The sequence below is a fragment of the Aliidongia dinghuensis genome (genome assembly GCF_014643535.1).
Lineage (GTDB): Bacteria > Pseudomonadota > Alphaproteobacteria > ATCC43930 > CGMCC-115725 > Aliidongia > Aliidongia dinghuensis.
Map to the genome: position 1 here is coordinate 1 of NZ_BMJQ01000010.1, position 24,032 is coordinate 24,032.

The 24,032-nt window shown below is 65.3% G+C and carries 21 protein-coding genes and 2 tRNA genes; 13 read left to right on the forward strand and 10 right to left on the reverse strand.

Going from position 1 to position 24,032, the window contains the following annotated elements:
- Positions 1-180 precede the first annotated feature (180 nt).
- From IEY58_RS18705 to IEY58_RS34730, 3 genes are all read right to left on the reverse strand, one after another.
- Positions 181-933, reverse strand: coding sequence for a DUF6445 family protein (locus IEY58_RS18705; protein WP_189048561.1), 753 nt, complete (start codon positions 931-933; stop codon positions 181-183).
- Positions 934-1,040: 107 nt separating this feature from the next.
- Positions 1,041-3,857 carry a TonB-dependent receptor gene (locus tag IEY58_RS18710; protein WP_189048563.1) on the reverse strand — a complete coding sequence of 939 codons (2,817 nt, stop codon included), beginning with the start codon at positions 3,855-3,857 and terminating at the stop codon, positions 1,041-1,043.
- A 421-nt stretch (positions 3,858-4,278) separates the two neighbouring features.
- Complete coding sequence (locus IEY58_RS34730; protein ID WP_189048565.1) at positions 4,279-5,709, reverse strand: cache domain-containing protein; 1,431 nt, start codon at positions 5,707-5,709, stop codon at positions 4,279-4,281.
- Positions 5,710-6,155: 446 nt separating this feature from the next.
- On the opposite strand from IEY58_RS34730, the gene nagZ reads away from it, so the two are divergent.
- From nagZ to IEY58_RS18760, 9 genes are all read left to right on the forward strand, one after another.
- Positions 6,156-7,172, forward strand: a complete 1,017-nt coding sequence (nagZ, locus tag IEY58_RS18720) for a beta-N-acetylhexosaminidase (RefSeq protein WP_189048567.1) — start codon at positions 6,156-6,158, stop codon at positions 7,170-7,172.
- Positions 7,173-7,354: 182 nt separating this feature from the next.
- Positions 7,355-9,004, forward strand: coding sequence for an ABC transporter substrate-binding protein (locus tag IEY58_RS18725; RefSeq protein ID WP_189048568.1), 1,650 nt, complete (start codon positions 7,355-7,357; stop codon positions 9,002-9,004).
- A gap of 46 nt (positions 9,005-9,050) precedes the next feature.
- Positions 9,051-10,028, forward strand: coding sequence for an ABC transporter permease (locus IEY58_RS18730; RefSeq protein WP_189048570.1), 978 nt, complete (start codon positions 9,051-9,053; stop codon positions 10,026-10,028).
- A 23-nt stretch (positions 10,029-10,051) separates the two neighbouring features.
- Positions 10,052-10,921, forward strand: coding sequence for an ABC transporter permease (locus IEY58_RS18735; protein WP_268237585.1), 870 nt, complete (start codon positions 10,052-10,054; stop codon positions 10,919-10,921).
- 11 nt (positions 10,922-10,932) lie between these two features.
- Positions 10,933-11,772, forward strand: coding sequence for an ABC transporter ATP-binding protein (locus IEY58_RS18740; RefSeq protein ID WP_189048572.1), 840 nt, complete (start codon positions 10,933-10,935; stop codon positions 11,770-11,772).
- Entirely contained in the window at positions 11,769-12,677 is a 909-nt protein-coding gene (locus IEY58_RS18745; protein WP_229743818.1) for an ABC transporter ATP-binding protein, read from the forward strand. The genes IEY58_RS18740 and IEY58_RS18745 overlap by 4 nt, the downstream gene beginning before the upstream one ends.
- Positions 12,678-12,865: 188 nt before the next feature.
- Entirely contained in the window at positions 12,866-13,741 is an 876-nt protein-coding gene (locus tag IEY58_RS18750) for a hypothetical protein (protein ID WP_189048575.1), read from the forward strand.
- Between the two features lie 215 nt (positions 13,742-13,956).
- The gene (locus IEY58_RS18755; RefSeq protein WP_189048577.1) at positions 13,957-14,592 is read left to right on the forward strand and encodes a trimeric intracellular cation channel family protein; all 636 of its coding nucleotides are present in this window, start codon (positions 13,957-13,959) and stop codon (positions 14,590-14,592) included.
- Between the two features lie 147 nt (positions 14,593-14,739).
- Positions 14,740-15,423, forward strand: coding sequence for a hypothetical protein (locus IEY58_RS18760; RefSeq protein ID WP_189048579.1), 684 nt, complete (start codon positions 14,740-14,742; stop codon positions 15,421-15,423).
- A 37-nt stretch (positions 15,424-15,460) separates the two neighbouring features.
- Here the strand turns inward: IEY58_RS18760 and IEY58_RS18765 are convergent, their stop codons facing one another.
- The gene (locus IEY58_RS18765; RefSeq protein ID WP_189048581.1) at positions 15,461-15,922 is read right to left on the reverse strand and encodes a hypothetical protein; all 462 of its coding nucleotides are present in this window, start codon (positions 15,920-15,922) and stop codon (positions 15,461-15,463) included.
- Between the two features lie 378 nt (positions 15,923-16,300).
- Here IEY58_RS18765 and IEY58_RS18770 point away from each other — a divergent pair, with 378 nt between their 5' ends.
- From IEY58_RS18770 to IEY58_RS18785, 4 genes are all read left to right on the forward strand, one after another.
- Positions 16,301-17,080: a C1 family peptidase gene (locus IEY58_RS18770; protein WP_189048583.1), complete on the forward strand. Its 780-nt coding sequence runs from the start codon at positions 16,301-16,303 to the stop codon at positions 17,078-17,080.
- Between the two features lie 141 nt (positions 17,081-17,221).
- Entirely contained in the window at positions 17,222-17,953 is a 732-nt protein-coding gene (locus IEY58_RS18775; protein ID WP_189048584.1) for a GntR family transcriptional regulator, read from the forward strand.
- 38 nt (positions 17,954-17,991) lie between these two features.
- Positions 17,992-19,179: a mannonate dehydratase gene (uxuA, locus tag IEY58_RS18780; protein ID WP_189048586.1), complete on the forward strand. Its 1,188-nt coding sequence runs from the start codon at positions 17,992-17,994 to the stop codon at positions 19,177-19,179.
- Between the two features lie 145 nt (positions 19,180-19,324).
- Positions 19,325-19,570 carry a hypothetical protein gene (locus IEY58_RS18785; RefSeq protein ID WP_189048588.1) on the forward strand — a complete coding sequence of 82 codons (246 nt, stop codon included), beginning with the start codon at positions 19,325-19,327 and terminating at the stop codon, positions 19,568-19,570.
- A gap of 18 nt (positions 19,571-19,588) precedes the next feature.
- On the opposite strand, the gene IEY58_RS18790 is transcribed toward IEY58_RS18785, so the two are convergent.
- The 6 genes from IEY58_RS18790 to IEY58_RS18820 all read right to left on the reverse strand — a co-directional run bounded on the left by IEY58_RS18790 (position 19,589) and on the right by IEY58_RS18820 (position 24,029).
- Entirely contained in the window at positions 19,589-19,873 is a 285-nt protein-coding gene (locus IEY58_RS18790) for a DUF5658 family protein (RefSeq protein ID WP_189048590.1), read from the reverse strand.
- Positions 19,874-20,077: 204 nt separating this feature from the next.
- Positions 20,078-20,153, reverse strand: a tRNA-Glu gene (locus IEY58_RS18795).
- A gap of 278 nt (positions 20,154-20,431) precedes the next feature.
- Positions 20,432-22,579 carry a hypothetical protein gene (locus IEY58_RS18805; protein ID WP_189048592.1) on the reverse strand — a complete coding sequence of 716 codons (2,148 nt, stop codon included), beginning with the start codon at positions 22,577-22,579 and terminating at the stop codon, positions 20,432-20,434.
- Positions 22,563-22,952, reverse strand: a complete 390-nt coding sequence (locus IEY58_RS18810) for a GtrA family protein (RefSeq protein ID WP_189048594.1) — start codon at positions 22,950-22,952, stop codon at positions 22,563-22,565. The genes IEY58_RS18805 and IEY58_RS18810 overlap by 17 nt, the downstream gene beginning before the upstream one ends.
- Positions 22,949-23,647 (reverse strand): glycosyltransferase family 2 protein, encoded by a 699-nt coding sequence (locus IEY58_RS18815; RefSeq protein WP_189048596.1) that lies wholly within the window; start codon positions 23,645-23,647, stop codon positions 22,949-22,951. Before IEY58_RS18815 ends, IEY58_RS18810 begins: the two co-directional genes overlap by 4 nt.
- A 306-nt stretch (positions 23,648-23,953) precedes the next feature.
- Positions 23,954-24,029, reverse strand: a tRNA-Glu gene (locus IEY58_RS18820).
- Positions 24,030-24,032: the final 3 nt, after the last annotated feature.

The following is a 24,032-nucleotide window of genomic DNA, read 5'->3' on the forward strand; positions in this document are numbered from 1 at the left end:
GTTCGCGGACTCCATCAGGGCCAGCAGTCCCTACCGACTGCATCAACAGGCCGGACAGAAGACTGCACCCGACCACACGCCAGATCATCACATCGCACTTGCAACGCGGGAGCCATCCACAGAAGCCGGACCGCTCTCCACCCGATGCGGTCGCCGCTGATTAGGCCTTCAGCCTAGACGTTACGCCGGAGTCTCTAGGGTCGGCCGGCGCGGCGGGCCGAAGAAGGACGCCTGGTCGCCGTAGTAGAACATGGTGTTCGCCGTCAGCCGGCCCCGGCGCGGGTCGGACGAATAGCTGAAGCCCGGCGGGACGCAGGCCGCGTGCAGGCTGGTGCTGCGATAGAGGATCGCGCGGTTGAACACGGCGTCGTATGAGGCGATCTGCTCGAAGATCGGCGTCGAGCCGCCGATATAGCCCGTGGGCGGCGAACGTTGCAGCTCGCCCTTCAGCAGCCCCTCGTAGCGCTCGCGCTGGTCGACGCTCATCACCTCGTAGCCGGTCGCGCGATGGCGGTAGAACGCGGTGCCGCCGCCGGGTGCCTCGTAGAGATAGTGCAGCAGCACGATATGGTTCGGGTCGAGGAAGTCCGTATGCGGGATGCGCTGGCGGACGCCGACCTTGTCCGGCGGCTGGGTCACCATCGAGAACGTAGAGCGGCAATCGACGACGTCGCGGTCGCCGAGCCCGAACGCCTCGGGAATGAGGCTGCGCGTGAAGAAATGAGCAAACAGCGGATAGGGCGCCGGGACCGGCGCCTGGATGCCGGGATAGAGTGCCGTCGCCGGCGTGAAGCGCGACTGGGTCGCGGCATGCTCGACCATCTGGTCCGCGTCGAGCAGGAAATTGTCGATGACCACGACCGGCGCCTGCTCAGCGCCGATCCGGTCGACGCGCATGCGGAAGTCTTTGTGCAGGAACGGTCTGATCTTCATGCGGTCGGCATCCCCCCTTGCCAGGCCGACTATGCCCGAGCGGCCGAAAGCGGAAAAGAGATGCCGGGTCGCCCCGGCATCTCCCTTCCTTCATCAAGGATCTGGCCTCAGTACTTGGCCGTCAGCTGGAAGTAGAAGGTCCGCCCGTTGTCGTAGATCGCGCGCGGTACTTGCACGCCGTTGATGCTGGTCACGTACTTGTCTTTCTCGTCCGAGATGTTCAGCACGTCGAGACTGACCGCGTAGTGGCTGTTGATCGCGTAGCCGATGTGCCCGTCGAGCTCGCCGCCGTCATCCTGGAAATACTTCGTGGCGCGGTCGATGCCCTGGTAGATCTGGGAATGCACGGTATAGGCCAGATGCGCGTCGAGGCCGAAGTCGTTCTGGTAATAGGCCGTGATGTTCCCGGTGTGCTTGGCGGCACCCAGCAGCTGCCGGCCGCCGATGCCGGGCGTCGGATTGTCCTGGGAGCTTTGCGCGAACGTGTAGTTCGAGGCGAAGCCGAAGCCGTAGGCGAGCGGCTGCTGCCAGGCGAGTTCCAAGCCCTTGGACGAGCCGCTGTTGTTGGTCGGCGCCGTCACCGTATACGTGCTGAAGATCGGGTTGGCAAAGCCCAGCGGGTTGTTCGCGTTCTGGGTCAGGCTGATGTTGAGTGCCCGCTCCTGAATGGTGCCGGCGTCGAAGGTCGAGCGCATCTGCATGTCGAACACGCCGGCCGTCAGGGACGCCTGCGGTGCGTAGTACCATTCGGCCGACAGGTCGAGGTTGGTCGAGCGCGTCGGCTTCAGGTTCGGATTGCCCTGCGAGCCGCTAAACAGCGTATCGTTGAGCGTGGCGCCGCCGGCCAAGGCGTAATAGTCCGGCCGGGTCATGGTCTCGCCGGCCGAGAACCGCGTAACCACGGTCGGGCTGACGTCGTACTTCACGCTGAAGCTCGGCAGGATGTCCGTGTAATCCTGCTTCGCGTGGTTGATATAATAGGTGCCGAATGCCGAGGCCGTGTCCCCGTGAACGCTCGGATCGGCCGGGTTCGTGTCGAACTTATTGATATCGTCCGTGGTCGAGACGATGCGGACGCCGAAATTGCCCTGGAAGTTCGTGCCGCCGAACTTGGCCATGAGATAGCCGGCCCTGGTGTTTTCCTTGATCTTGAACGCGGCCGGGAAATAGTAGCGTGCAGCAGTGGTTTGGCCGGTCGACGCGACGAAGCCCTTGATCAGCGACTGCAGCCCGTTCGGATCGACGGACAGCAGGAACGGCGTCGAAATCCCCGCTCCGCTGCCGAAGTTGCTCGGGAACAATCCGTTCGAGATACCGGCCAGCGTCGTGCCGCAGGCCGGGCTGTAGCAGCCGAAGTTCTCGGCTTCGACCTCGTTGCGCTCGTGCTCGGTCAGGCGGATACCGCCCTTGATCGACGTGATCAGGCCATCGTCGAGGAAATATTCCACGTCGACCTGGCCGGACGTGTCGGTATCGAGCTGGGCGAGTGACGTGTCGCCGACCCAGTCCTGATTGCCGTCGCCTTTGAACGCGCCGTAATTCGACGGATCGTTCAGGCCCACGGCCCCCGGGAAGCCCAAGGACAGCGGATTGGTACCGTTCAGACCGTAGGAGACGCCGCTGCCGGTGCCCGAGGTCGTGCCATAGGCGAACTGGTCCGTCTGCCCCTTGCCGCGCGAATAGCCGCCCTGGACGTGGATGTTCCAGTTCGGCGTCGGCTTCCAGGTGCCGTTGGCGTCGATGTAGTAGGTCGAAGAACCGGCGCCCGGACGATAGATGTCGTTGATGCCCGGGTTGCCGTGCGCGGTGTCGCCGGGGAAGGTCGCCGAGGTCAATATCCCGTTGCTGGCCGTATAGGCCGTCGGCGGGATGTAGAGGTGATTGGTCGGGTTGACGAAGTCGTTGAGGTCGACCAGATCGCCCTGGTTGTAGTTGGGCGCGTTCAGATAGCTATAGAAGCCGTCGAGCTTGAAGTCCCAGTGCGTGTTCGGCCGCCACTCGATCGCGGCGTCGCCACCCTGGCGGAGGCGCTCCTGCACGAAGAGCGCGTTGTTGATGACCTGCGGGTAGTAGTCACCGCGGATCCCCGCCGGGAACGGGTTGGCAACCGTGGTTCCGTTCGGACCCGGAAGCGTGGCGGTGGTCGGAATCTGGGCATAGCCGAGCTCTTCCTGGCCGTCGCGGCGCAGGTAGCGCTGCTCGCGGAAGCCCTGCAGCATGACGCCGATCGTGCTGGCGTCGTTCTTCCAGGCGACGAGACCGTTGAACTGTGGGCCGGCGCGATCGGCGAGATCCGAATAGGCGCCGCCCAGCTGAACCTCCGCCGTGATCGGCTTGGCGAAGTCGAGCGGACCCTTGGTGACGATGTTGACGGAACCGGCGGTGCCGCCTTCCGGCAGGTCGGCCTGCGAGCTTTTGTAGACGACCGCGTGATCGACGATTTCCGAGGGGAACAACGAATAGGAGACGCTGCGGCTGGCGGCGCTGAGCGAGTCGAGAATGAACCAGTCGCCGGTCGAGACCGCATGGCCGTCGATCAAGGTCTGGGTCAGCGACGGAGCCGTGCCGCGGATCTCGACGCGGTCGTTCTCGCCGAAGCCGCCGGAGCCGGCGGCGGCCGACTGGATCGTCGTAATGCCCGGCAGGCGCTGCAGCGCGTCGGCGACGTTCTTGTCGGGCAGCTGGCCGATATCGGTGGCGCTCACCGCCTCGACGACACCGTCGGCGGCCCGCTTCACGTCCATCGAGCGCTGCAGCGACAGGCGGATGCCCGTGACCTCGATCTGCTCCGTCTGCGGCGTGGTCGCCGTGGGCGTCGCCGCCGTGCCGGCCGCGGGCTGAGTCTGCGCCGTCTGCGTGGCTGGCGCCGCGTTCGGGGGCGCGTCCTGGGCCCGAGCCAGGCCCGCGACGGTCATCAACGCCATCACGCTTACCGAACCTCGAAGCAGCCCCATTCCCCTTCGTGAGGTCCCCATCCCCATTGTCCCAGTCCGCATTGATCCGCCTCCTGACATGTTCTTGGAGCCTGCTTTTGGCGGATGCACGGGTCGGCGCCGGCTGCTCCGGCGTTTCACCCTTAACCCCCCGCCTCGTTGATCTGCCCGCTGTTGCTGTTCCCGCATTCAGCAGGCCCGAGTGGCTTCAGCAGACGGCTCCCCTCTACGCCGTGCTATCGAAACCGAACGGTGGCGAGGCGAAAGGCTCAAACCGGCAGAATGCCGAAAATGACAAAAATTCGTTGCTCTATTGAAATTCGCGTGACCAGACCTACCCGGGAAAATCCCAGGAATTTCAGGACCGTTGCGCGTTGAGGGAAATGGACGGCCGGCAATCGGTCGATGCAGGTCAGACCCGCTCGACCTGACGCAGATGCTGCTTCAGGTTGGTGAGCGCTTCGACCAGCTGATCCCGCTCAGGCCCCGGTTGCGTGGCATTGCGCAGCACATATTCGGCCGTGCGCACGACGTCGCGCCAGCGCGGGTTGCGCGGCAACGTCTCGACCAGCAGGTATTTGTCGAGCGTGCGCGTCTGCAGCGAGCTGCGATCCATATAGACGCGCCAGAGCCCGCTCTCTTCAGCGAGTTCGATCTTGCCCTTGTGCTTGACCCTCTGCCAGTAGTCGAGGGCGAGCGTCATGACCTCGACCAGCGCGCGGCGATAGCCCTCGCTCGCCTCGACCTCGTCGCCGAGCGCGTCGGCAGGAACGGCCGCCTCGACGTAATCCGCCTCCACCGTCGGTTCGGGCACCGGTTCCGGCTCGCCCGGCAGCGCCTCTGCCTGGGCCATCATGGCCGGCACCGATTCGGGAATGGTCGGCGCGACAACCGGCGGCAGCACCAGTCGTCCCGTGCCGCGCGGCCGCTCCTCGGCAAGACGCCAGGCGAGGAAGATCGAACCGCCGATCGCGCCGGCACTGGCAATGCAAAGCAGCAGGAACCAGAGCCACAGCCGGCCGGCGAGCGCCGAGCGGTCGGCCAGTACCAGATAATGCCAGCCGGTGTCCGGCATGATCTCGGGGCCGTAGGTCGCCTCGCGCACGGAATCGGCGACCGGCGTCGCGTCGACCGGCGTGCCCTTGACGTCGAGCAGCATGATGCGGATGCCGGGGTGCTGCAGCGCCGCCAGCCGCTCGGCGAGCGCCTTGGCCGGCAGCCGGAAGGCCACGACGCCCTCGACCGAGCCGTGCTGGATGACCGGGCGTGCCAGGAGCACGCCGTAAGTGTCCTCGATCCGCTTGATCGGCGAGACGACGAGGATGGTCGACGGATCCTCGGTCTGCTGCAGGCGCGCCAGCACCTCGCGATAGACCTCGGCGAGCGGCAGGTCGCGCTGGCGCGGCTGGGTCAAGTCGGCCGCGAAGTTCGAATCCTTCTGCAGCGAATAGACGACGCGGCCGAAGTGATCGATCAGGTAGAGATCATCGAACAGCGTGGAGGCGATCAGGCTCTGGAAGCTCGCATGGAACCGGTCGTGCACGCTCGCATAGGCCGGCAGCGACGGCGGCATCTCCTGCGGCGGCTGGCCCTTGCCGTAATAGGAGCGGAGCAGTGCGGCCGCACGCTCCGGATCGGGCGAGATCTGCGCGAAGGCCGGCGCGAATCCGTAATAGCGGCCAATGCTGTAGCCGATGAAGCTCGTGCTGGCGAAGGCGGCACTCTGGCTGCGCGCGAAGTCGACGATCGTGGTCAGATCATGGCTTGCCGAAGTTTCGGCGATATCGATCTGGAATTGGGTCCGCTGCTCAATAATATTCGCCAGCGCCAGCAGGGCTGCCAAAAATACAGCAATGACAGGGAGTAGCGGAACTACCGCCCTGGACAGCCTTCCGTGAAGCCCCAACACTGCCCGCCCCCCAAAACGCCGGCGTCCGGGATCTGATTTTGACGATTTTGTCGTAACATCGATCAAGCCCGTTCGACTCGCGCCTGTCAAGTTTCGGGCGAAACCGGTTCGCCCCCTGCCGTTCTCCCGAGCGCAACCCGCGCCGCCCCGCCTTGCACCACAGAGTCCGCGCCATTCCGGGCCACCGGCACCCTCGCCGCCCCATCCGGACGCAAAAGCCACCGCCGCCCGAGCCGCTCCCAAGCCTATAAGCCTTTGACGCGGCGAACACACCGTCACGAAACCGTCAATTTCGTTCATCGGCGAAGCTGCCCTTGATCGAAGCCCGTCCTTGCCGCTTGTCTCGTCGCCACGACATCGATCAGAGCGAGAGCGCACCCATGTCAGAAGCTCCGTTGGCCGTCATCTTCGGCACGCCCGGTCCGACCCTGACCGCCGACCAGCGCGCCTTCTTCCGCGACGCCAATCCGCTGGGCCTCATCCTGTTCAAGCGGAACTGCGAGACGCCGGATCAGCTGCGCCGCCTGACCGAGGATTTCCGCGCGGCGGTCGGCCGGGCCGACGCGCCGATCCTGATCGATCACGAGGGCGGCACGCACCAGCGCATGGATCCGCCGGTCTGGCCGCAATTCCCGGCGCCGGCGCGGTTCGGCGCGCTCTACGCTCACGACCCGGCCGCCGCCCTCGCCGCCGCACGGCTCAACGGCCGGGCGATCGGCACGCTCCTCAGCCAGCACGGCATCACCGTCGATTGCGCGCCGCTCCTGGACGTCCCGGTCGCCGGCGCCGACCCGGTGATCGGCGACCGCGCCTTCTCGAGCGATCCGGAAGAGGTGGCGCTGCTCGCCGATGCCTTCGTCGAGGGCATGAAGGCCGCAGGCGTCACACCGATCATCAAGCATATCCCCGGCCACGGCCGCGCCATGGTCGACAGCCACAAGGAGCTGCCGACCGTCGCGGCCCCGCTCGCCGAGCTCGACCACACCGATTTCGTGCCGTTCCGCCGGCTGGCCTCGGCGCCCTGGGCGATGGTCGCCCATATCCTGTTCCCCGACATCGACGCCAAGCGACCGGCGACGATCTCGCCGCTGGTGATCGAGCAGTTGATCCGCGGCCGGCTGGGCTTCGAGGGCGTGCTGATCTCGGACTGCATCTACATGGAGGCGCTGGGCGGCTCGCTCGCCGAGCGCTGCCGCGCCGTGCTCGCCTCGGGCATCGACATTGCGCTCTCGAGTCACGGCGACGTCGAGGAATGGCAGGCCATTGCCGCGGCGGCCCGGCCGCTGACCGACGCGGCCACCGCCCGGCTCGCGGCCAACCGGGTGCCGCCGCCGGCGCTGCCGCCGCTCGACGTCGCCGAGACCGTCGGCGAGATCATGCGGCAGCTTGCCGCGTGACCGCCGGCAGGCCGCGCAAGAGACTGTCGGCAAAGCGACGGAAATCCGTCTTCCCCTGACGAAAACAACGAGTTTGCAACCTAGCCGCCGCGAGGCCAGCCGTGACAGGGTCTTGGCTCAAGGCGGGACGGCCCGGAACGGACCCCTCGCTTGAGGGGGCAAAAATCCGGGGAAGGACCCCGATGTTCAGAAGCATCATCGCTACCGCGCTCGTCGCTCTGCTACCGGCCACCGCCGTCGCCGAATCGAACCTGACCATCGTCGCCAGCCTGTCGACCGGCTGGGTGCGCAACTTCAACCCATTCAACGAGACGACCCGGCTGCACAGCGTCCGCGACTTCGTCTACGAACCGCTCATCATCTTCAACTCGATGCACGACGGCACCCCCAGCTATCGCCTCGCGACCGATTACAACTACTCGGGCAATCTCCTGAAGCTGTCGTTCCACCTGCGCGAGGGCGTCGAATGGTCCGACGGCCAGCCGTTCAGCGCCAAGGACGTCGTCTTCACCTTCGAGATGCTGAAGCGGCAGAAGGCGCTCGACACCCAGAACATCTGGGACCGCATCTCCGCGGTCGACGCCCCCGACGCCAATACCGTCGTGTTCACGCTCAAGCGGGTGAACACGAACATCGCGTTCGAGATCGTGCGCGTGCCGATCGTGCCGGAGCATATCTGGAGCAAGGTCGCGGACCCGGTGAGCTTCACCAACGACACCCCGGTGGGATCCGGCCCCATGACCGAGGTGCGCCGCTTCACCTCGCAGATCTACCAGCAGTGCCGCAACCCGCATTACTGGGACGCCCAGGACCTCAAGGTCGATTGCCTGAGCTTCCCGCAGGTCGGCACCAACGAGCAACTGCTGACGGCGGCCGCGGCCGGCGCCATCGACTGGTTCGGCGCTTTCCTGCCCGACATCGAGCGCACCTATATCGCGGCCGATCCGGCGCATTTCCGCTATTGGTTTCCACCGGGCGGCACGGTCGCGCTCAACATCAACTTCGACAGCCCCGACCCCGGCAACCGCGCAGCCTTCCGCAACCTCAACTTCCGGCGCGCGGTCAGCATGGCGATCGACCGGCGCGCGATCGTCGACATCGCCGGCTACGGCTATCCGACCGTCAACGAATATGCGAGCGGCATCGGCCGGACCTACCAGAACTGGGTCGACCAGGAGGCCGAGAAGGAATTCGGCCAGTATGCCCGGTTCGACAAGGATGCGGCACGCGCGCTCTTGGCCGAGAGTGGCTTCCGCGACAAGGACGGGCGCGGCTTCGTCTCGAACCCGGACGGCACGCCGATCAGCTTCACCATCCTGGCGCCGAACGGCTGGACCGACTGGGTGAACACGACCGAGCTCGTCGCCGAGAGCCTGAACCAGATCGGCATCAATGCGCGCGTCTCGACGCCCGAGCCCGCGGCCTGGGCGCAGAAGCTCATCAGCGGCTCCTACGACACGGCGATCAACGGGTATCTCACCGGCGAGACACCCTACCGCTCGTTCGACATGGGCTTCCATTCGCGCTTCTCGGGCAAGACGCGGTTCGCGGCGACGCGCTTCGTCGATCCGGAGCTCGACCAGGCGCTGGACGCCTTCATCTCGACCATCGATCCGGCGGCGCAGCGGCAGGCGATGAACAAGGTGCAGATGATCCTGGCCGCGAACATGCCCTACGTGCCGCTCTACTCGAACCCGATCTGGTACGAGTACGACACGAAGCGCTTCAAGGGCTGGTTCAACAGCGACAACCCGGTCGCCCGGCCGGACGTGTTCGACGGCACGCCGGAGCGGCTCCTGCATCTGCTGGCCCTCGAGCCGGTGAAGCCCTGAGCGCGGCCATGCTGCCCCTCGCCCTTTCCCGTGCCGGAGCCCGGTGATGGTCTTCCTGCTGCGCCGGCTCGGCTTCTATGTCGCGGCCTTCCTGTTCGCCGCGACGTTCAATTTCCTCATTCCCCGTCTCATGCCGGGCAACCCGATCGACACGATGTTCGCCCAGGCGGGCACGGCCCTGCCGCCCGAGAGCCTGGACGCGCTCAAGGCGACGTTCGGCTTCCTCGACGCGCCGCTGCCGGTGCAGTACCTGCACTATCTCGGCAGCGTCTTCACCTGGGACCTCGGGCTCTCGGTCAAGTTCTATCCGCTCACGGTCAACCAGGTGCTGCTCCGGGCGCTGCCCTGGACGCTGCTCCTGGTAATGACCTCGTCCCTGACCGCCTTCGCGATCGGCTCGCTCGCCGGCGCGCGGGCCGCCTGGCGGCGCGGCGGCACCTTCGACAGCGTGGGGGCGCCTGGCGCGCTCATGCTGCAGGCGGTGCCGCCGCTCGTGACCTCGCTCTTGGCGCTCTCGCTGTTCTCGATCAGCTTGAAGTGGCTGCCGACCGGCTTCGCCTGGGACCCGATGCTCGACCTCACCTGGTCCTGGGCCTCGGTCTCAAGCGTGCTCATCCACGCGGTGCTGCCGGTCGCGACCATGGCCTTGGCCCAGATCGGCGGCTACCTCGTCACCATGCGCAACAGCATGATCAATCTGCTGGGCGAGGATTACATCACGCTGGGCCAGGCGAAGGGCCTCTCCGACCGACGGCTCAGGCTCGTCTATGCCGCCTACAATGCGCTGCTGCCGGCCTTGACCAGCTTCGCCATGAGCTTGGGCGCCGTGTTCGGCGGCTCGCTCGTGACCGAAGTCGTCTTCAACTACCCGGGCTTGGGCTACACGCTCTATGAAGGCATCACGTCGCGCGACTATCCGCTGATCCAGGGTCAACTGCTGATCATGACGCTCGCCATGCTGAGCGCCAATTTCGTCGCGGACACGCTCTACATCCTCGTCGACCCCCGCCTGAGGAGGGCCTGATCATCGCCGCGATCCTTCTGGCGCTGACGAGCAATCGCAAGGCCTTGGTCGGCCTCGTCGTCGTCGGCTTCTTTATCCTGGTGGCGCTGTTCGCCCCGTTCGTCGCGCCGGCCGGGCCGAACCAGCGGGTGGCCCGGCCGCACGAGCCGCCGAGTGCGGAACATGTGCTGGGCTCGACCCGCATGGGCCGCGACGTGCTCTCGCAGACCATCCACGGCACGCGCACCTCGCTCATGGTGGGCTTCGTCGCCGGCCTGGTCGTGACCGTGGTCGGCGTCGCAGTCGGGGTCACCTCGGGCTATTTCGGCGGCCGGGTCGACGAGGCGCTCAATTTGCTCACCAACGTCGTGCTGGTCATCCCGAACCTGCCGCTGATGCTGGTGCTGGCCGCCTTCGTCGGCGAAGCCGGGCCACTCACCATCGCGACCATCATCGGCTTGACCGCCTGGGGCTGGGGCGCCCGCGTCACGCGCGCCCAAACCCTGAGCCTGCGCCAGCGCGACTACATCCTCGCGTCCGAGCTCCTGGGCGAGCCCGCCTGGCGCATCATCCTGGTCGAGCTCTTGCCGAACCTCACCTCGATCATCGGCTTCAACTTCATCGGCAGCGTGCTCTACGCGCTTATCACCGAGGCGACGCTAGAGTTCCTGGGCCTGGGCGACCCGCTGGCCTTGAGCTGGGGCACCAACCTCTACCATGCTCAGGAGACCTCGGCGCTCCGGGTCGGCGCCTGGTGGGAGATCGCAGCACCCAGCCTGGCGCTCGTCCTGTTCGGCTCGGGCCTGTCGCTCATCAATTTCGCCGTCGACGAGATCGCCAACCCGCGCCTGCGCACCTTGCGCGTGCCGAAGCGGATCCTGGCGGCGCTCCGGCCGGTCGGCCCGGCGGAATGACGGTAATCGCCATGACCGAGGTCAAGCCCCCTCCGCTCCTCAGCGTCCGCGAGCTCTGCGTCGACTATGCGACGCCCAAGGGCTTGAAGCGCGCGGTCGACCGGGCGTCATTTACGCTGGACGCGAACGAAGTGCTGGGCCTCGCCGGCGAGTCGGGCTCCGGCAAGAGCACGGTCGCCTTCGCCATCGCGCGGCTGCATCGCCCGCCCGCCTTCATCACCGGCGGCAGCATCCTGCTCGACGGCACGGATGTTCTCGCGCTTGAGGGCGAAGCGCTCCGGCAATGGCGCTGGCGCGACGTGAGCGTCGTGCTCCAGAGTGCCATGAACGCGCTCAACCCGCTCTTGACCGTCGAGGCGCAGTTCGCCGACCTGTTCCGCGCCCACGGCATCCGCGACAAGGCCGAGATCCGCGAGCGCAGCGCCGAGCTCATGCGCCTGGTCGGGATCGCGCCCGACCGGCTCCGGGACTATCCGCACCGCTTCTCCGGCGGCATGCGCCAGCGCCTCGTCATCGCCATGGCGCTGGCCTTGAGCCCCAAGCTCATCATCATGGACGAGCCGACGACGGCGCTCGACGTGGTGGTGCAGCGCGAGCTTCTGCAGGAAGTGTCGGCGCTCCGTCGGCAGCTCGGGTTCTCGGTGCTGTTCATCACCCATGACCTGGCGCTCATGAGCCAGTTCTGCGACCGGATCGGCATCATGCTGAACGGCGCGCTCGTCGAGCAGGGCGAGCCAGAGCAGATGATCGACGCGCCGCAGCATCCCTATACGCGCAAGCTGTGGCAGGCGATCCCGCCACTGCACCCGCCGCGGATGCCGCCGCGCCGGGTCCTGGAGAAGATGCCGTGAGCGCACCGATCCTCGAGACCCGCAAGCTCGGCATGATCTATCGCGGCCATCGCGAGGTGGCGGCGCTCTCCGACGTCAGCTTCACGCTCGAGCGCGGCCGGGCCCTGGCGCTCGTCGGCGAGTCCGGCTCGGGCAAGAGCACCTGCGCCAAGCTCTTGACGCGCATGGTGGCGGCGACCGACGGCCAGATCCTGTTCGACGGCCGGGACGTGACCCGGCCTGGCGACCGGCGCGAGGTGCTGGCCTATCGGTGCCAGGTGCAGATGGTGTTCCAGGACCCCTTCGCGGCGCTCAACCCGGCGCACGACGTGCGTCATCACCTGACGCGCCCGCTCGCGCTCCACAAGCCGGAGCTCGGCCGCGCCGAGCGCGAAGACCGCGCGGATGAACTGGCGCTCGCGGTCGGCCTCGATCCGGTCGAAACGCTCGGCAAATATCCGCACGAGCTGTCGGGCGGCCAGCGCCAGCGCGTCAACCTGGCGCGCGCCATGGCGGTCGAGCCGGCCGTGCTGATCGCCGACGAGCCGACCTCGATGCTCGACGTCTCGATCCGCTTGAATGTGCTCGACATGCTGAAGCCGCTGAAGCGTGAGCGCGGCGTCGCCATGCTCTACATCACCCACGACATCGCAACCGCGCGCTACGTGGCCGAGGATACGGCGGTGCTGTTCGGCGGCCGCATCGTGGAGATGGGCCCGACCGACGCGATCATCGACGCGCCGCACCATCCCTATACCCGGCTGCTGCTCGCCGCGGTGCCGGAGGTCGGCCGGTCGTTCGCCGCGGAGGACGCGAGCCTGGTCCGGCACGCCGATCGCATCCGCGAGATCAGCCGGGAACCCGGCCCGCTGAACGAGGTGGCGCCCGGCCATTTCGTGCGCGACTGCGCCGACCTGCCCTTCTAGCCCCGATCCCGCGATGAGGCCGTAGCAGGGATGCCGCCCGGCAGAAACGACCCGGCAAGTTCTGCCGGGTGGCGCTCCCTGCCCGGCGTATTTTTCTATTAAGCGACTGAGAAGGCGGAAACTGGCTCGCGGCCGGCGGATTGCTCTTGGCAGAAGGTCCTAACCCCTTGATCTGAGGAGGGTCCTTCATGAGCGTCAGCAGCATCTCGCAAGCCGACGTCTTCCAGCAGTGGCAAGAGCTGCAACAGCGGCTCAGGGCCGCAGAGACGACGAGCGCCAGTTCAGCCAGCAGCGCCAGTTCCAGCAGCAGCGACAGCAACTCGATCACCAACGGTTCGACGGCCAACGCCGCGCCGCCCGCCTTCTTTCAGCTGCTCAACATCAACTTCCTGACCGGGCTGTCGAGCGACAGCAGCTCGGGCACGGGCAGCGCGAGCACGAGTACCAGCACGGACGCGACCAGCGCCAGCAGTGCCACCAGCACCAGCAGCTCGAGCACGACCTCGACGGCGCTCGAAAGCGCACTCGAAGCGCTGCTGAAGGCGCTCCAGGACGGGTCGCCTCCACCCCCGCCGGCTCAGACCGCCGACGGCACGTCCTCGAGCGATTCGAGCAGCACGAGCGCCAGTAACACGAGCGCCAGTAACACGAGCACGAGCAGCACGAGTGCCTCCACCTCGACGAGCACGACGACCAGCTCGAGCAGCGACAGCACGTCGACGAGCCCTGTCGACCAGTTGGCGAGCGAGCTGCAGTCGCTGCTGGCGCAGCTGCAGACCGATCTCGCCGCGTTCGAGAACGCCAGCACATCCAACAGCACCAGCACGACCGCGTCGGCCACCTCGGCATCGACCAGCACGACGGCGAGCTCGAGCAGCGACAGCCAGACCGCATCGGCCTCGACCGACCAGAACCAATCAACTGGCGTGCATCACCACCATCATCGCCACCATGTCGAGTCCTACGCCCAGAACCAGCAACTGGGCGACAATGCCGATACCAGCAGCGATTCCTCGAGCAGCTCGTCGAGCGACAGCAGCCTGATCAGCGATCTCGTCGCCTAAAGGCGGCGCCGACGGCGCAAGCACCCGAGAGCAGGGCACGAGGGCAGACCGTCCAAAGGGCGGTCCCGCCTTCGCCCTTGCCGTGCATTTTTCGGGCGACACGGCTTTCCAAGCGCCGGTCGTCCGGCCTACGCTCCCCCATCTATCGAACGGCGTCGGTGCAAAGTCGGGAGGCGAGCCATGACGGCGTCTGAAACCAGGCCGGGTGCCACCTGATGCTCTACGTGCCGACGCTGCTGCAGGCGATCGACCTGATCGGCACCTTCGTCTTCGCGCTGAGCGGCGCCGTCGCCGGCGTGCGCCGCGGGCTCGATCTGTTCGGCGTGCTCGTCGTCGCCTTCGTCGCCGCCGTGTTCGGCGGCATCACCCGCGACATCGTCATCGGCGCCGTGCCGCCCGACGCGCTACGGCACCCGCACTACATGGTACTGGCTGCGACGGCCGGGCTCCTCACCTTCCGCTGGTATCCGCTGGTCGCGCGCTTCACCTACCCCGTCCGCCTGTTCGACGCCGCCGGCCTGGCGCTCTTCGCGGTGGCCGGCACGGAAAAGGCGCTGCATCACGGCCTAGACGGGCTCGCCGCCGCCGTCGTCGGCATGGTGACCGCGATCGGCGGCGGCGTCGTGCGCGACGTGCTGCTGGCCCAAGTGCCGGTCGTGTTGCGCGCGGACATTTATGCGGTGGCGGCCCTTGCGGGCGCGCTCATCGTCGTGGCCGGCGATCGCCTGGCGCTGCCGGAGGCCCCAGTGGCCATCCTCGGCGCCGCGGTCTGCTTCGCGCTCCGCGTGCTGGCGCTCTATCGCGGCTGGCAGCTGCCGGCATCGCGCTGGTACGCGAAGGGCGGTTCCTGAGCGCCGGCATCGACAATCCCTGCTTTTCGCCTCGCTCCCGACAGCGCCTTTAGGTTATGTCAACGGCGACCGCGGCCGGCACCTCCCACGCGAGCCCGGTCGCCCTCGCGGCAGTTTCTCGGGTTCGGCAAAGTGAACATACGGACATTGATCAAGCGGCTGATCGTCGTGGCGCTCTTCCTCGTCCTGGCGCCCGCGGCGCTTGCGCTCGAAGGCGCCTGGTCGCCGTACGCCCACCCGATCCTGCTCAAGGCCTATCACTATCTCATGGTCTGGCAGCCGCTCGTCGCGAGCTTGCTTGCCCTCGCCGCTGCCGGCATCGTGCTCGAGGCGGTGCAGCACTCGACGCGGCAGAGCGCGAAGGCGACGCTGCGCGCGGCACGGATCACCGCGCGGGCGACGGCCGCAGCGGCCGAGCGCACGCTGGCCGCCGCCACCGCCAAGGAGACAGCCCGCCGGAAGGCCCGGGACGAGCGGGAGCGCAAGGACCAGATCGACATCGCGCTCGACGCGCTCAGCAAGCTGCAGGCGCTGATCCAATGCCTGCCGAGTGCCGGCGAGGAAAGCGAGCCGCAGTTCCTCGTCACCGGTCCCGCCGCCTTTCCCGGTCTTTCGACGCTCAGGCTCTACGGCGTCGAGATGCGCATCCGCACTCTCGACACCGGCATCGCCAAGGAATTCGCCGAGCTCGAGGCCTGGATCACCGCGATCGTCGGCGACCGCGAGACGAAGCGGGACCGCAACGAGTTCCGCAAGGAAGGCGCCGTCCGACGCGCAGTGGCCGAACAGCTGCGCGAGAGGATCCAGGGCAGGCTCCGCTTCAGCGCATGAGCGGCATCGGCCGCAGCCCTCAGGCCTCCGCGCCAGATCAGTTGCGCGTCAGGTCCCAATGGATCGTACAGGTCCGATCGCTGCTCGCCGACGAGGTGCCTGTAATGTGTCCGTCTTGGACCTGGCCGTCGAACAGGATAGACGCCCCGTTCTCGCGGAAGGCGAGCTTGACCTTGCCGTTCGGCGCCACCGTGCCGGTCAGGAACTTGCCCTCCTTCATGGCGTAATCGGACTTGGCGTTGCCGTTCTCGTCGACCACGAGGACGAACTCGTGGACGCCCAGGCTGCAGATGCCGGTCTGCAGCGTCGTATAGCCCGTATAGCGCCCGGCAATCGCCGCCGCCGGCTTCGGCGGTGCGCTGGACGGTGCCGCAGGCCCGGCCGGGAACGAGCGGCGGATGAACAGGCCGGCGATCACCAGCAGCGCCACGAACCCAAGAATGATCAGCACGAATGCCAAATACGAAGCGGCATTCTGCGTCGATTTCGCCGAGGCCATCGAACCCGAACCCATGATTAGTGAAAATATCGGCTGAAAGCCTTGGCCGGCTTTTCGTCGCTCTTGGCAGGCGCCGCGATCGCCAGGAGAAGCAACCGCAGAACCTCAACCACCAGTCTAAGCACGGCCATCGCCAAGGACCAGCGACGGGATGATCATCCACCTGGATTTGTGCGGTACCTGTGTCCGTTGTCACACGCAAAGAAATAAAATTTCCTCTATTCTCTCGTATAGGATGCCGTGAACATCCTAGGTGAGAGCGCGTTCGCACAAGCCACGCGCTTCGCCCCTTTCGACCATGTTGCGCGCGCGGCGGCCCATCTGCTGCTTCTTCCCGATCAGCGGATCGGCTCTGCAGCCTTTTGCAGAGGATAGGCCATGTCGTATCAGCTCGGACGTCTGCACCGGACCTACAATCCGCGGATCCCCCACATGAGCGCCTTGCTGGCGGGGCAGTCGCTGCCGCCGCCGCCGCCCAGCGTCGACTGGGCCGAGCACATGCCCGACAACCTCGGCATGATGCTCAACGATCGGTTGGGCGATTGCACCTGTGCTGCCTATTACCACGCGCAGCAGGTCTGGACCGCCAACACGCTGTCGGCGATGCAGACGCAGCCGGACGTGGATGTCGAGAAGCTCTACGTCCTCGCCTGCGGCTACAACCCGCGCGTCCCGGGCGAGGGACCGGGCGGCAACGAGCAGCATGTGTTGACCTACCTCCTGCGCCGCGGCGCGCCGTTCGGCCCGAACGGCCAGCAGAAGCACAAGATCGCCGCCTTCGTCGAGGTCGACCCCCGCAACACCGACGACGTCAAGCGCACGATCAACGATTGCGGCGTCGCCTATATCGGCTTCAACGTGCCGCAGTTCATCATGCCACAGCCGCCGGCGACGCCGCCCCGCACGTGGGACGTGCAAGATACCGATACCAACATCATCGGCGGCCATGCGGTCGTGCTCGCCGGCTATGACGCGAGCGGCGCCCGCGTCATTTCCTGGGGCGAATATTTCACGATGACCTGGGCGTTCTTCGCCCAGTATGTCGACGAGGTCTATGCCATCGCCGACCCGAACTGGGTCGCCGTCAAAGGCACGACACCCGGCGGGCTGACCCTCGACGAGCTCGAAACGCAAATGCAGGCGCTGCAAGGGGCCTGATCGTCGCGCGCAGCACCTTGCGGGCGTCCCGGGCTCGTGTCCGGGGCGCCTCTTCATGCCGATACCGGCGTGCGGTGCGGGAATGACACGTGCGCTTTCGTGCAGGCTTCCCTTCGGCGACTAATATATTAGTATGTCGCCATGCCCGTCCCGCTCCGCTCCCGTGCGACCCTTGCCGACCAGGCCTATGACACCCTCCGGGCGATGATCGTCAGCGGCGAGATGCCGCCGGGCTCGCGCCTCTCGGAGCCCGAGTTGACCCTGCGCCTCACGATCGGCCGCACGCCGCTGCGCGAGGCGCTGCTGCGCCTCGTCCAGGATGGGCTGGTGGTGATCTATCCGCAGTCCGGCAGCTTCGTCGCCGCCATTGACCTCGACCAGCTGGAAGAGGCGCAGTTCGTGCGCGAACGGCTCGAATGCGGCATCATCCGGCGGGTCACGTCCCAGGCCGACAAGCGCGGCATCGCGCAGCTCAAATCCTTGCTGCAGCGCCAGGAACTGGCGGCAGTCGACGAGGACACGGCGCTGTTCCACGGGCTCGACGACGAGATGCACGCGACCTTCTGCGCGGTCGCCGGCTGGCCCGATGTCTGGCGGATCATCCATCGCAGCAAGGTGCACATGGACCGGGTCCGGCACCTCAGCCTGCCGATCGCCGGCCATATGTCGCACCTGATCCAGCAGCATCGGACCATCGTCGAGGCGGTGGCGTCGGGCGACGCCGATGCGGCCGAGCAGGCGATGCGCGATCATCTGAGCGAGATCTTCAAGACCGTTGCCGTGTTGCGTCTCGATCGTCCGGACAAACATGACGGGACCAAGAGCGATGGGGCGCTGCCCCGGCCCGCAAGAGGTTTTTCCGCCCACCGGTGAACGACACGCCGGCGAAGGGCTCATCAGAGGAGGTTGGCTTGGAACAGACATGGCGGTGGTTCGGTCCGGAGGACGCGATCACACTCCCCGAGATCCGCCAGACCGGTGCCACGGGCATCGTGACGGCGCTGCACCACATTCCGTACGGCGTGGTGTGGAGCGTCGAGGAGATCGAGAAGCGCAAGGCGATGATCGAGGCTGCCGGCCTCCGCTGGGCGGTGGTCGAGAGCGTGCCGGTCGCGGAACCGATCAAGCTCGGCGGCGGCGACCTGCAGCCGCTCTACGAGAACTATCGCCAGACGCTGCGCAACCTCGCGGCCTGCGGCATCGACACGGTCTGCTACAACTTCATGCCGATCCTGGACTGGACGCGCACGCAGCTCTATTACCCGCTGGCGACCGGCGGCTCGGCACTGCGCTTCAACGCGCACGAATATGCCGCGTTCGACGTCTACATGCTCGAGCGCCAGGGTGCCGAGGCCGAGCATTCACCCGAAGTGCTGAAGCGGGCCAAGGCCTGGTTCGATGCGGCGTCCGAGAGCGACAAGGACAAGCTCCTGGCCTGCATCATGTCCGGCCTGCCCGGCGCCTACGAGCGCTATGACGTGCCGGGCTTGAAGCGGGTGATCGACACCTATCGCGACATCACCGCCGACGACCTGCGCCAGAACTTCGCGAGTTTCCTCAGGGAAGTGATCCCGACCGCGGAAGAGGTCGGCGTGCGTCTGGGCGTCCATCCGGACGATCCGCCGCGCCCGATCTTCGGCCTGCCGCGCGTCGTGTCGAACGAGGAAGACCTGGCCTTCATCGTCGGCGCCGTCGATTCGGTCGCGAACGGGCTCACGCTCTGCACCGGCTCGCTCGGCGCGGGGCCGGCCAACGACCTGCCGAAGATCGCGCGCCGCTTCGCCTCGCGCATCCATTTCGTGCATCTGCGCAACGTGGCGAAGGAGCCGGACGGCTCGTTCATGGAATCGAACCACCTGGGCGGCGACGTCGACATGGTCGCGGTCGTGACCGAGATCCTCGAGGAGCAGAAGCGCCGCAAGGACCGGAACGACGCGCGCTGGCGCATCCCGTTCCGCCCGGACCACGGCCACGAGCTCCTGACCGACGTCGGGCGCAAGACCCATCCGGGCTACCCGCTGGTCGGCCGCCTCAAGGGCCTGGCCGAGGTGCGCGGCGTGATGACCGCGGTCGCCGCAATCAAGGGTCTGCCGGTCTGATGGACGAAAAGGCCCGGCGGCGCAATCCGCCGGGCCCTGCCCTTTCGGCCTGAGAGCAGCCATCGCGCATCTCAGAGAAAGATCCTGAGATCCCTTCGCGGCTCGCGGATTAACTCAACGCGCAGTCTCGAAGGACACCACGATCATGCACCACAGTCAGCGCGACATGATGCGCGGGCTACTGACGATGCTGGGATACGACGAGGCCGCGGTCTGCCGGGCATACGCTCAGGCCGAGCGTGCCGGTCTCGTCTCCCGCAAGAGCAACAAGCATGGTCATTCAGCGGAGGCCTATGCAGCAGCCCTGTGGGCGAACGGACACCGGCGCCGCAGCCCCTGGATCAGGGAGTACTGCACGCGCCACGGCATTACCGCCAAGGCCCATCGGTGAACCTGAGTTCGTCCGGCGTCAGAAGGCGTTCAGCACATTGCTGGCCACGACGGCGCAATAGAGCCCGATCATCCCGGCCGTGAGCCACCGGGCATGGAGCCGCTCGAGCCGCAGCACCGCATAGGCGACGAACGCCACCACGGCGACCTTCGGCAGCCACCAGAGCGCGCCGAGCGCCCCCTGGCACCAGGCCATGACCGGGTTCGCCTCGACAATTCCGGGCGCGGCGAGGGCCGCATTCGTGCTCAGCACGTCGGCGATCTGGAGCGCAACGAGTGCGGCTATGACGGCAAATTTCTTCATGGTCGAAAAGTAGCGTTTTGCTACTGTGCTTCAAGAATTATCACAGAAGATTTATGGAAAATTGTATTCATTTGGCACGATGAGCTTTCGTGCGCCGCCTGCGCCGCAGTGAGCGGGCCTCGCCTGATCGGGGAGCCTTTCCGCCGACGCCCTCGGGCGCGGCAGGCCGACTGCCGCGGCCATGAGCTAATCGCTAGAATTCGCTGGCGTCCCCAAGGGGATTCGAACCCCTGTTACCGCCGTGAAAGGGCGGTGTCCTAGGCCTCTAGACGATGGGGACAGCGGCGGGCGGACAGTTCGGTCGAGATACAGGGACGAGCGGCCGAATGCAAGCGCTTCCCGTTCCGCCCCAACCACGGCCACGAGCTCCTGACCGACGTCGGGCGCAAGACCCATCCGGGCTATCCGCCGATCGGACGCCTCAAGAGCCTGACCGAGGTGGGCGGCGTGATGTAGGCGGTCGCGGCAGTCAAAGGGTTGCCGTTCTGACGGACGAAAAGCCCCGGCGGCACAAGCCGCCGGGGCCATTCCGCTCCAGCAACGGTTGACGTCACACGTCTAGTTCACAAGGTGCAACCCGTCCGCGGACATCGTGATCTGCTGTGCGCTGGTCGCGATCGGCATTCCGCGATCGTGGAACCAACCAACGCCGTCTTGAACAAGAGATACGGCGACGACATTGGGGCCGCCCTTTTGGGGCGGAGCCATGGGAACATCGATACGTAAGCTGCCATCCGCGGGCACATCGCCGGCCAGATCTTGCCGAAGATCCCATCCTGGGGCTCGCAGCTCTTCCGGCGTCAAATGATCGGCAGGAAAATATCGCGCTGAAAGCCGCACTGGCGTTCCGGTGCTCGACATGGCCGGTATCGTCGAAGTGCCGTGATTGCGAATCATCACGGTCGCAAAGAGGGTGCCATTCTCAACGCGCAGACCTTCAATCGCGACCTCGGTCTTACCCATGAGGCCGGCCGGCAGCGGCCCTGCAAAACTGGCTCGATGCAGTCGATGTGCGAACAATGACGGGTCGCACCCATCATATCCGACCATCACAACGCGCTTTGCCAGCCGCTCGAACTCGTTGTCTCCAGTGCGGCCGAGAAAGTCGAGAGCGGTTGAGATATCGGCTGCCGCATCCCCGCACCCGCCAGTCAAGACATGGCCAGGCGGTGTGTTGCCGGAGTATCCATTCAGTGTCGGCCAGCCGCGGTCCTGGGCGAGAATGATCCCGTCGAGTTCACGCAAGTACGCCGGCTCGTTTCGCCCCGGTGCCAGAATCAGGATCGGCGATGCCGGCAGATTAGTGGGCAGCTGAGCAGCGGCAGCCCGGAGCCGCTCCTGCCATTCGCTCTTTGTCGAATTTTGCTGGTCGATGTCGCTGCTTTCGACGACCAGCAATACAACGACCAAGAGCTGACAAGCATACCGAACCGGCTTGGCGATCCGTGCCCCCGATATCGCGTCCAGCGAACGGGCCAGCAGCATCGAGATCGGGAACAGCAGAACGACGCAGATCCGCGTCACGGCACGAATGGAATTCACGCCCGGCAGCGTCGCGACGAAGCGGTAGACCGAATGGCCATGCACCCACAACGTCAGCAGGCACAGGAAGCAGATCGCCAGAAGAGCAGAGGCGAACAGAGGACCGAGCGGGGCTCGATTGCGCTTCCCGAGCACGAGAGCGATCGCAAGTGCCAGCAACGGCGCTACGCCAAAGAACATCTGATGCTCATGGCGCATCGGCAGAGCATCGAAACCGGACCAAGGGAATTTCCATAAACCGGAAAGGTCCGCCAGCAGATAGCTGGCCAACCGCGGCAACATGGTTGCGATCTCGGCCCATGTGCGATGAAACCCGTAGAGCCGAGTGACCTCACGATAGGGCATGAACAACCCGACCAACAGGGCGGCGAAAACGCCGCCCGCGATCAGAAAGCCAGCACGCCCGCCACCCGAAGCGCCCCGCCAAGCGCCGGCGAGCCGCAAGGGCCAATGACGCAATGTGCCACGGCCAAAGGTCGATCCTACAAGCGCTTGGCCCAGCGCAAATGCGCCGAGCAGAAGGCAGAGGAAATATCCGATATAGATGGAGCAGTAGAACTGCCAAACGGTCCAGAACCCGAGTGCCACAAGCGACGAAAGACGAGGACGTTGCCCGAACTGGATCAACGACAGCATCGCAAGGGGCACACCGAACCGGTAGATGAGCTGAGCGTGGCTGCTCTGGGCGGTTATCGGAAGCCCGAAGGCGAAGAGGAAAGCCCCCGAGGCGGCCGCGAGCCAGCCGTGTTCGAGCTTGCGCAGCGTATACGCGCAGGCAGCAAAGTTGGCCACATAACCTAGCTCGTACCAGCCGCGATACGCATCCTCCCGATCACACCCGATGAGGCGCAGGACCGAATAGACAAGGTCGTTGCCCAGGTGATTGTCGCTGAAGGCGATGGTCAGCGGGAACGGGTAATAGGAAGCCGCATTCCAAAAGCTCGCCGTTTGTCCCGTGAGCCAGCGATAGCCATGCTCCAGAACATAGCTGTTGAAGCGAGCGTCGCCTAAGTCACCCGGAATCTGGCCGTTGACGACGTGCGGCGCCACGACCAGCACCAAGCCGATGATACCGGTGAGGACGATCCCCAGCCAAGCGCCCACAAATCTGCCGGCAACGGCCGAAACGCGCGCCTCGCTTCTGTCGTCAGGCGCGTAGATCATGTTCTTCGGCAAAGACAATGCGGCTTCTCATGAAGTAGTTCCACAGGAAAACGCCCCCTGTCGCGGCAAGTTTAGCCACGAGTAGGCCCGTAATTCGTTGCGAAATGCAAAAATACAGAATGGCCTGATTGAGCAAAAGACCGGCGCCACTGACGACGAAGATCAGAGCAAGCTCATGATGCTTGGAAAATCGAACGCCGCTTTGGAAAACCACACGCACGCTAATGACGTAATTTACCAAAGTCGCAAGCGCAAACGAACAGGTGCCGACAATCAGATAGTTCCAATGAAGCACGCTTACGCCGAGATAGAACAAGCCGATATCGACCGCAGCCGCCGCACCGCCAACGAAGAAGTAGATTATGATTTTCATGACAATGTGTTATATTTCACAATACAGTAAAGCGCACGAAAGCCATCCTTCCAGCCGATCTTTTTGCCCTCATCGTAAGTTCTGCCATAATAGGAGATGCCAACTTCGAATATCCGGATGCCTTTGCGCTTCGAAATTTTGGCGGTTATTTCTGGCTCAAAGCCGAAACGGCTCTCTTCGATGGTTATCGACTGGATGATCTCTCGACGGAATGCCTTGTAGCAGGTTTCCATGTCCGTCAGGTCAAGATTCGTGAACATATTGGAGAGCAGGGTCAGGAAGCTGTTGCCGACCCGATGCCAGAAATACAAGACACGATGGGCGTCGGCGCCGGCAAAGCGCGATCCGAACACCACGTCAGCCTTGTCCGCCAATATCGGCTCGACCATCCGACTGTACTCGTTCGGATCATATTCAAGATCGGCGTCCTGGACGATCACGATGTCGCCGGTCGCATGCTTGAAGCCGGTGCGCAGAGCGGCGCCCTTACCCTGGTTGTAATCGTGGTAGATGACCTTTTCGACCCGGCCGGATCCCTCGATTTCCGTCTTCAGCTTCTCGCGCGTGCCGTCCTTCGAGCAATCATCGACGACGATGATCTCCTTGTCGGGATAGGGCGAATTGCGAACGGCTTCAATGATCGCGTCGATCGTCTTCAATTCATTGTAGCAGGGAATAACAATCGTAAGCTTCATGCTGCTTCCTGCACTGTCCTTAAAATCGAATAACTGACCGGTCCGTCCGGAACAGCAGAACCAAGGGACGGTTCTCGCCCGACTGACGCCGCCGTCTCTGACGTACTTGAGTAGGCTGAGCCTCCAGCCATGACGCCAGCTGGACGAATGACCCGACAGAGGGCTGCATAGCCCCCACCGCCGCGACCGTAATGGAGAATCTATGCCGTTCAACTATTTTTTGACGTAAACCGCCAACTATCGCTTGCCGCACGACCCGTTGACTCAATCCGGCCACGATCAAATTCGAGCAAAACTAAATAAATTTGGCGTCCCCAAGGGGATTCGAACCCCTGTTACCGCCGTGAAAGGGCGGTGTCCTAGGCCTCTAGACGATGGGGACAGC

What these genes read in the sequence shown, in the direction of transcription:
- IEY58_RS18705 (WP_189048561.1), bottom strand. Translation starts at nt 933, where the DNA reads ATGAAGATCAGACCGTTCCTGCACAAAGACTTCCGCATGCGCGTCGAC.
- IEY58_RS18710 (WP_189048563.1), bottom strand. Translation starts at nt 3,857, where the DNA reads ATGGCGTTGATGACCGTCGCGGGCCTGGCTCGGGCCCAGGACGCGCCC.
- nagZ (WP_189048567.1), top strand. Translation starts at nt 6,156, where the DNA reads ATGTCAGAAGCTCCGTTGGCCGTCATCTTCGGCACGCCCGGTCCGACC.
- IEY58_RS18725 (WP_189048568.1), top strand. Translation starts at nt 7,355, where the DNA reads ATGTTCAGAAGCATCATCGCTACCGCGCTCGTCGCTCTGCTACCGGCC.
- IEY58_RS18730 (WP_189048570.1), top strand. Translation starts at nt 9,051, where the DNA reads ATGGTCTTCCTGCTGCGCCGGCTCGGCTTCTATGTCGCGGCCTTCCTG.
- IEY58_RS18740 (WP_189048572.1), top strand. Translation starts at nt 10,933, where the DNA reads ATGACCGAGGTCAAGCCCCCTCCGCTCCTCAGCGTCCGCGAGCTCTGC.
- IEY58_RS18750 (WP_189048575.1), top strand. Translation starts at nt 12,866, where the DNA reads ATGAGCGTCAGCAGCATCTCGCAAGCCGACGTCTTCCAGCAGTGGCAA.
- IEY58_RS18755 (WP_189048577.1), top strand. Translation starts at nt 13,957, where the DNA reads ATGCTCTACGTGCCGACGCTGCTGCAGGCGATCGACCTGATCGGCACC.
- IEY58_RS18765 (WP_189048581.1), bottom strand. Translation starts at nt 15,922, where the DNA reads ATGGCCTCGGCGAAATCGACGCAGAATGCCGCTTCGTATTTGGCATTC.
- IEY58_RS18770 (WP_189048583.1), top strand. Translation starts at nt 16,301, where the DNA reads ATGTCGTATCAGCTCGGACGTCTGCACCGGACCTACAATCCGCGGATC.
- IEY58_RS18775 (WP_189048584.1), top strand. Translation starts at nt 17,222, where the DNA reads ATGCCCGTCCCGCTCCGCTCCCGTGCGACCCTTGCCGACCAGGCCTAT.
- IEY58_RS18785 (WP_189048588.1), top strand. Translation starts at nt 19,325, where the DNA reads ATGCACCACAGTCAGCGCGACATGATGCGCGGGCTACTGACGATGCTG.
- IEY58_RS18790 (WP_189048590.1), bottom strand. Translation starts at nt 19,873, where the DNA reads ATGAAGAAATTTGCCGTCATAGCCGCACTCGTTGCGCTCCAGATCGCC.
- IEY58_RS18805 (WP_189048592.1), bottom strand. Translation starts at nt 22,579, where the DNA reads ATGATCTACGCGCCTGACGACAGAAGCGAGGCGCGCGTTTCGGCCGTT.
- IEY58_RS18810 (WP_189048594.1), bottom strand. Translation starts at nt 22,952, where the DNA reads ATGAAAATCATAATCTACTTCTTCGTTGGCGGTGCGGCGGCTGCGGTC.
- IEY58_RS18815 (WP_189048596.1), bottom strand. Translation starts at nt 23,647, where the DNA reads ATGAAGCTTACGATTGTTATTCCCTGCTACAATGAATTGAAGACGATC.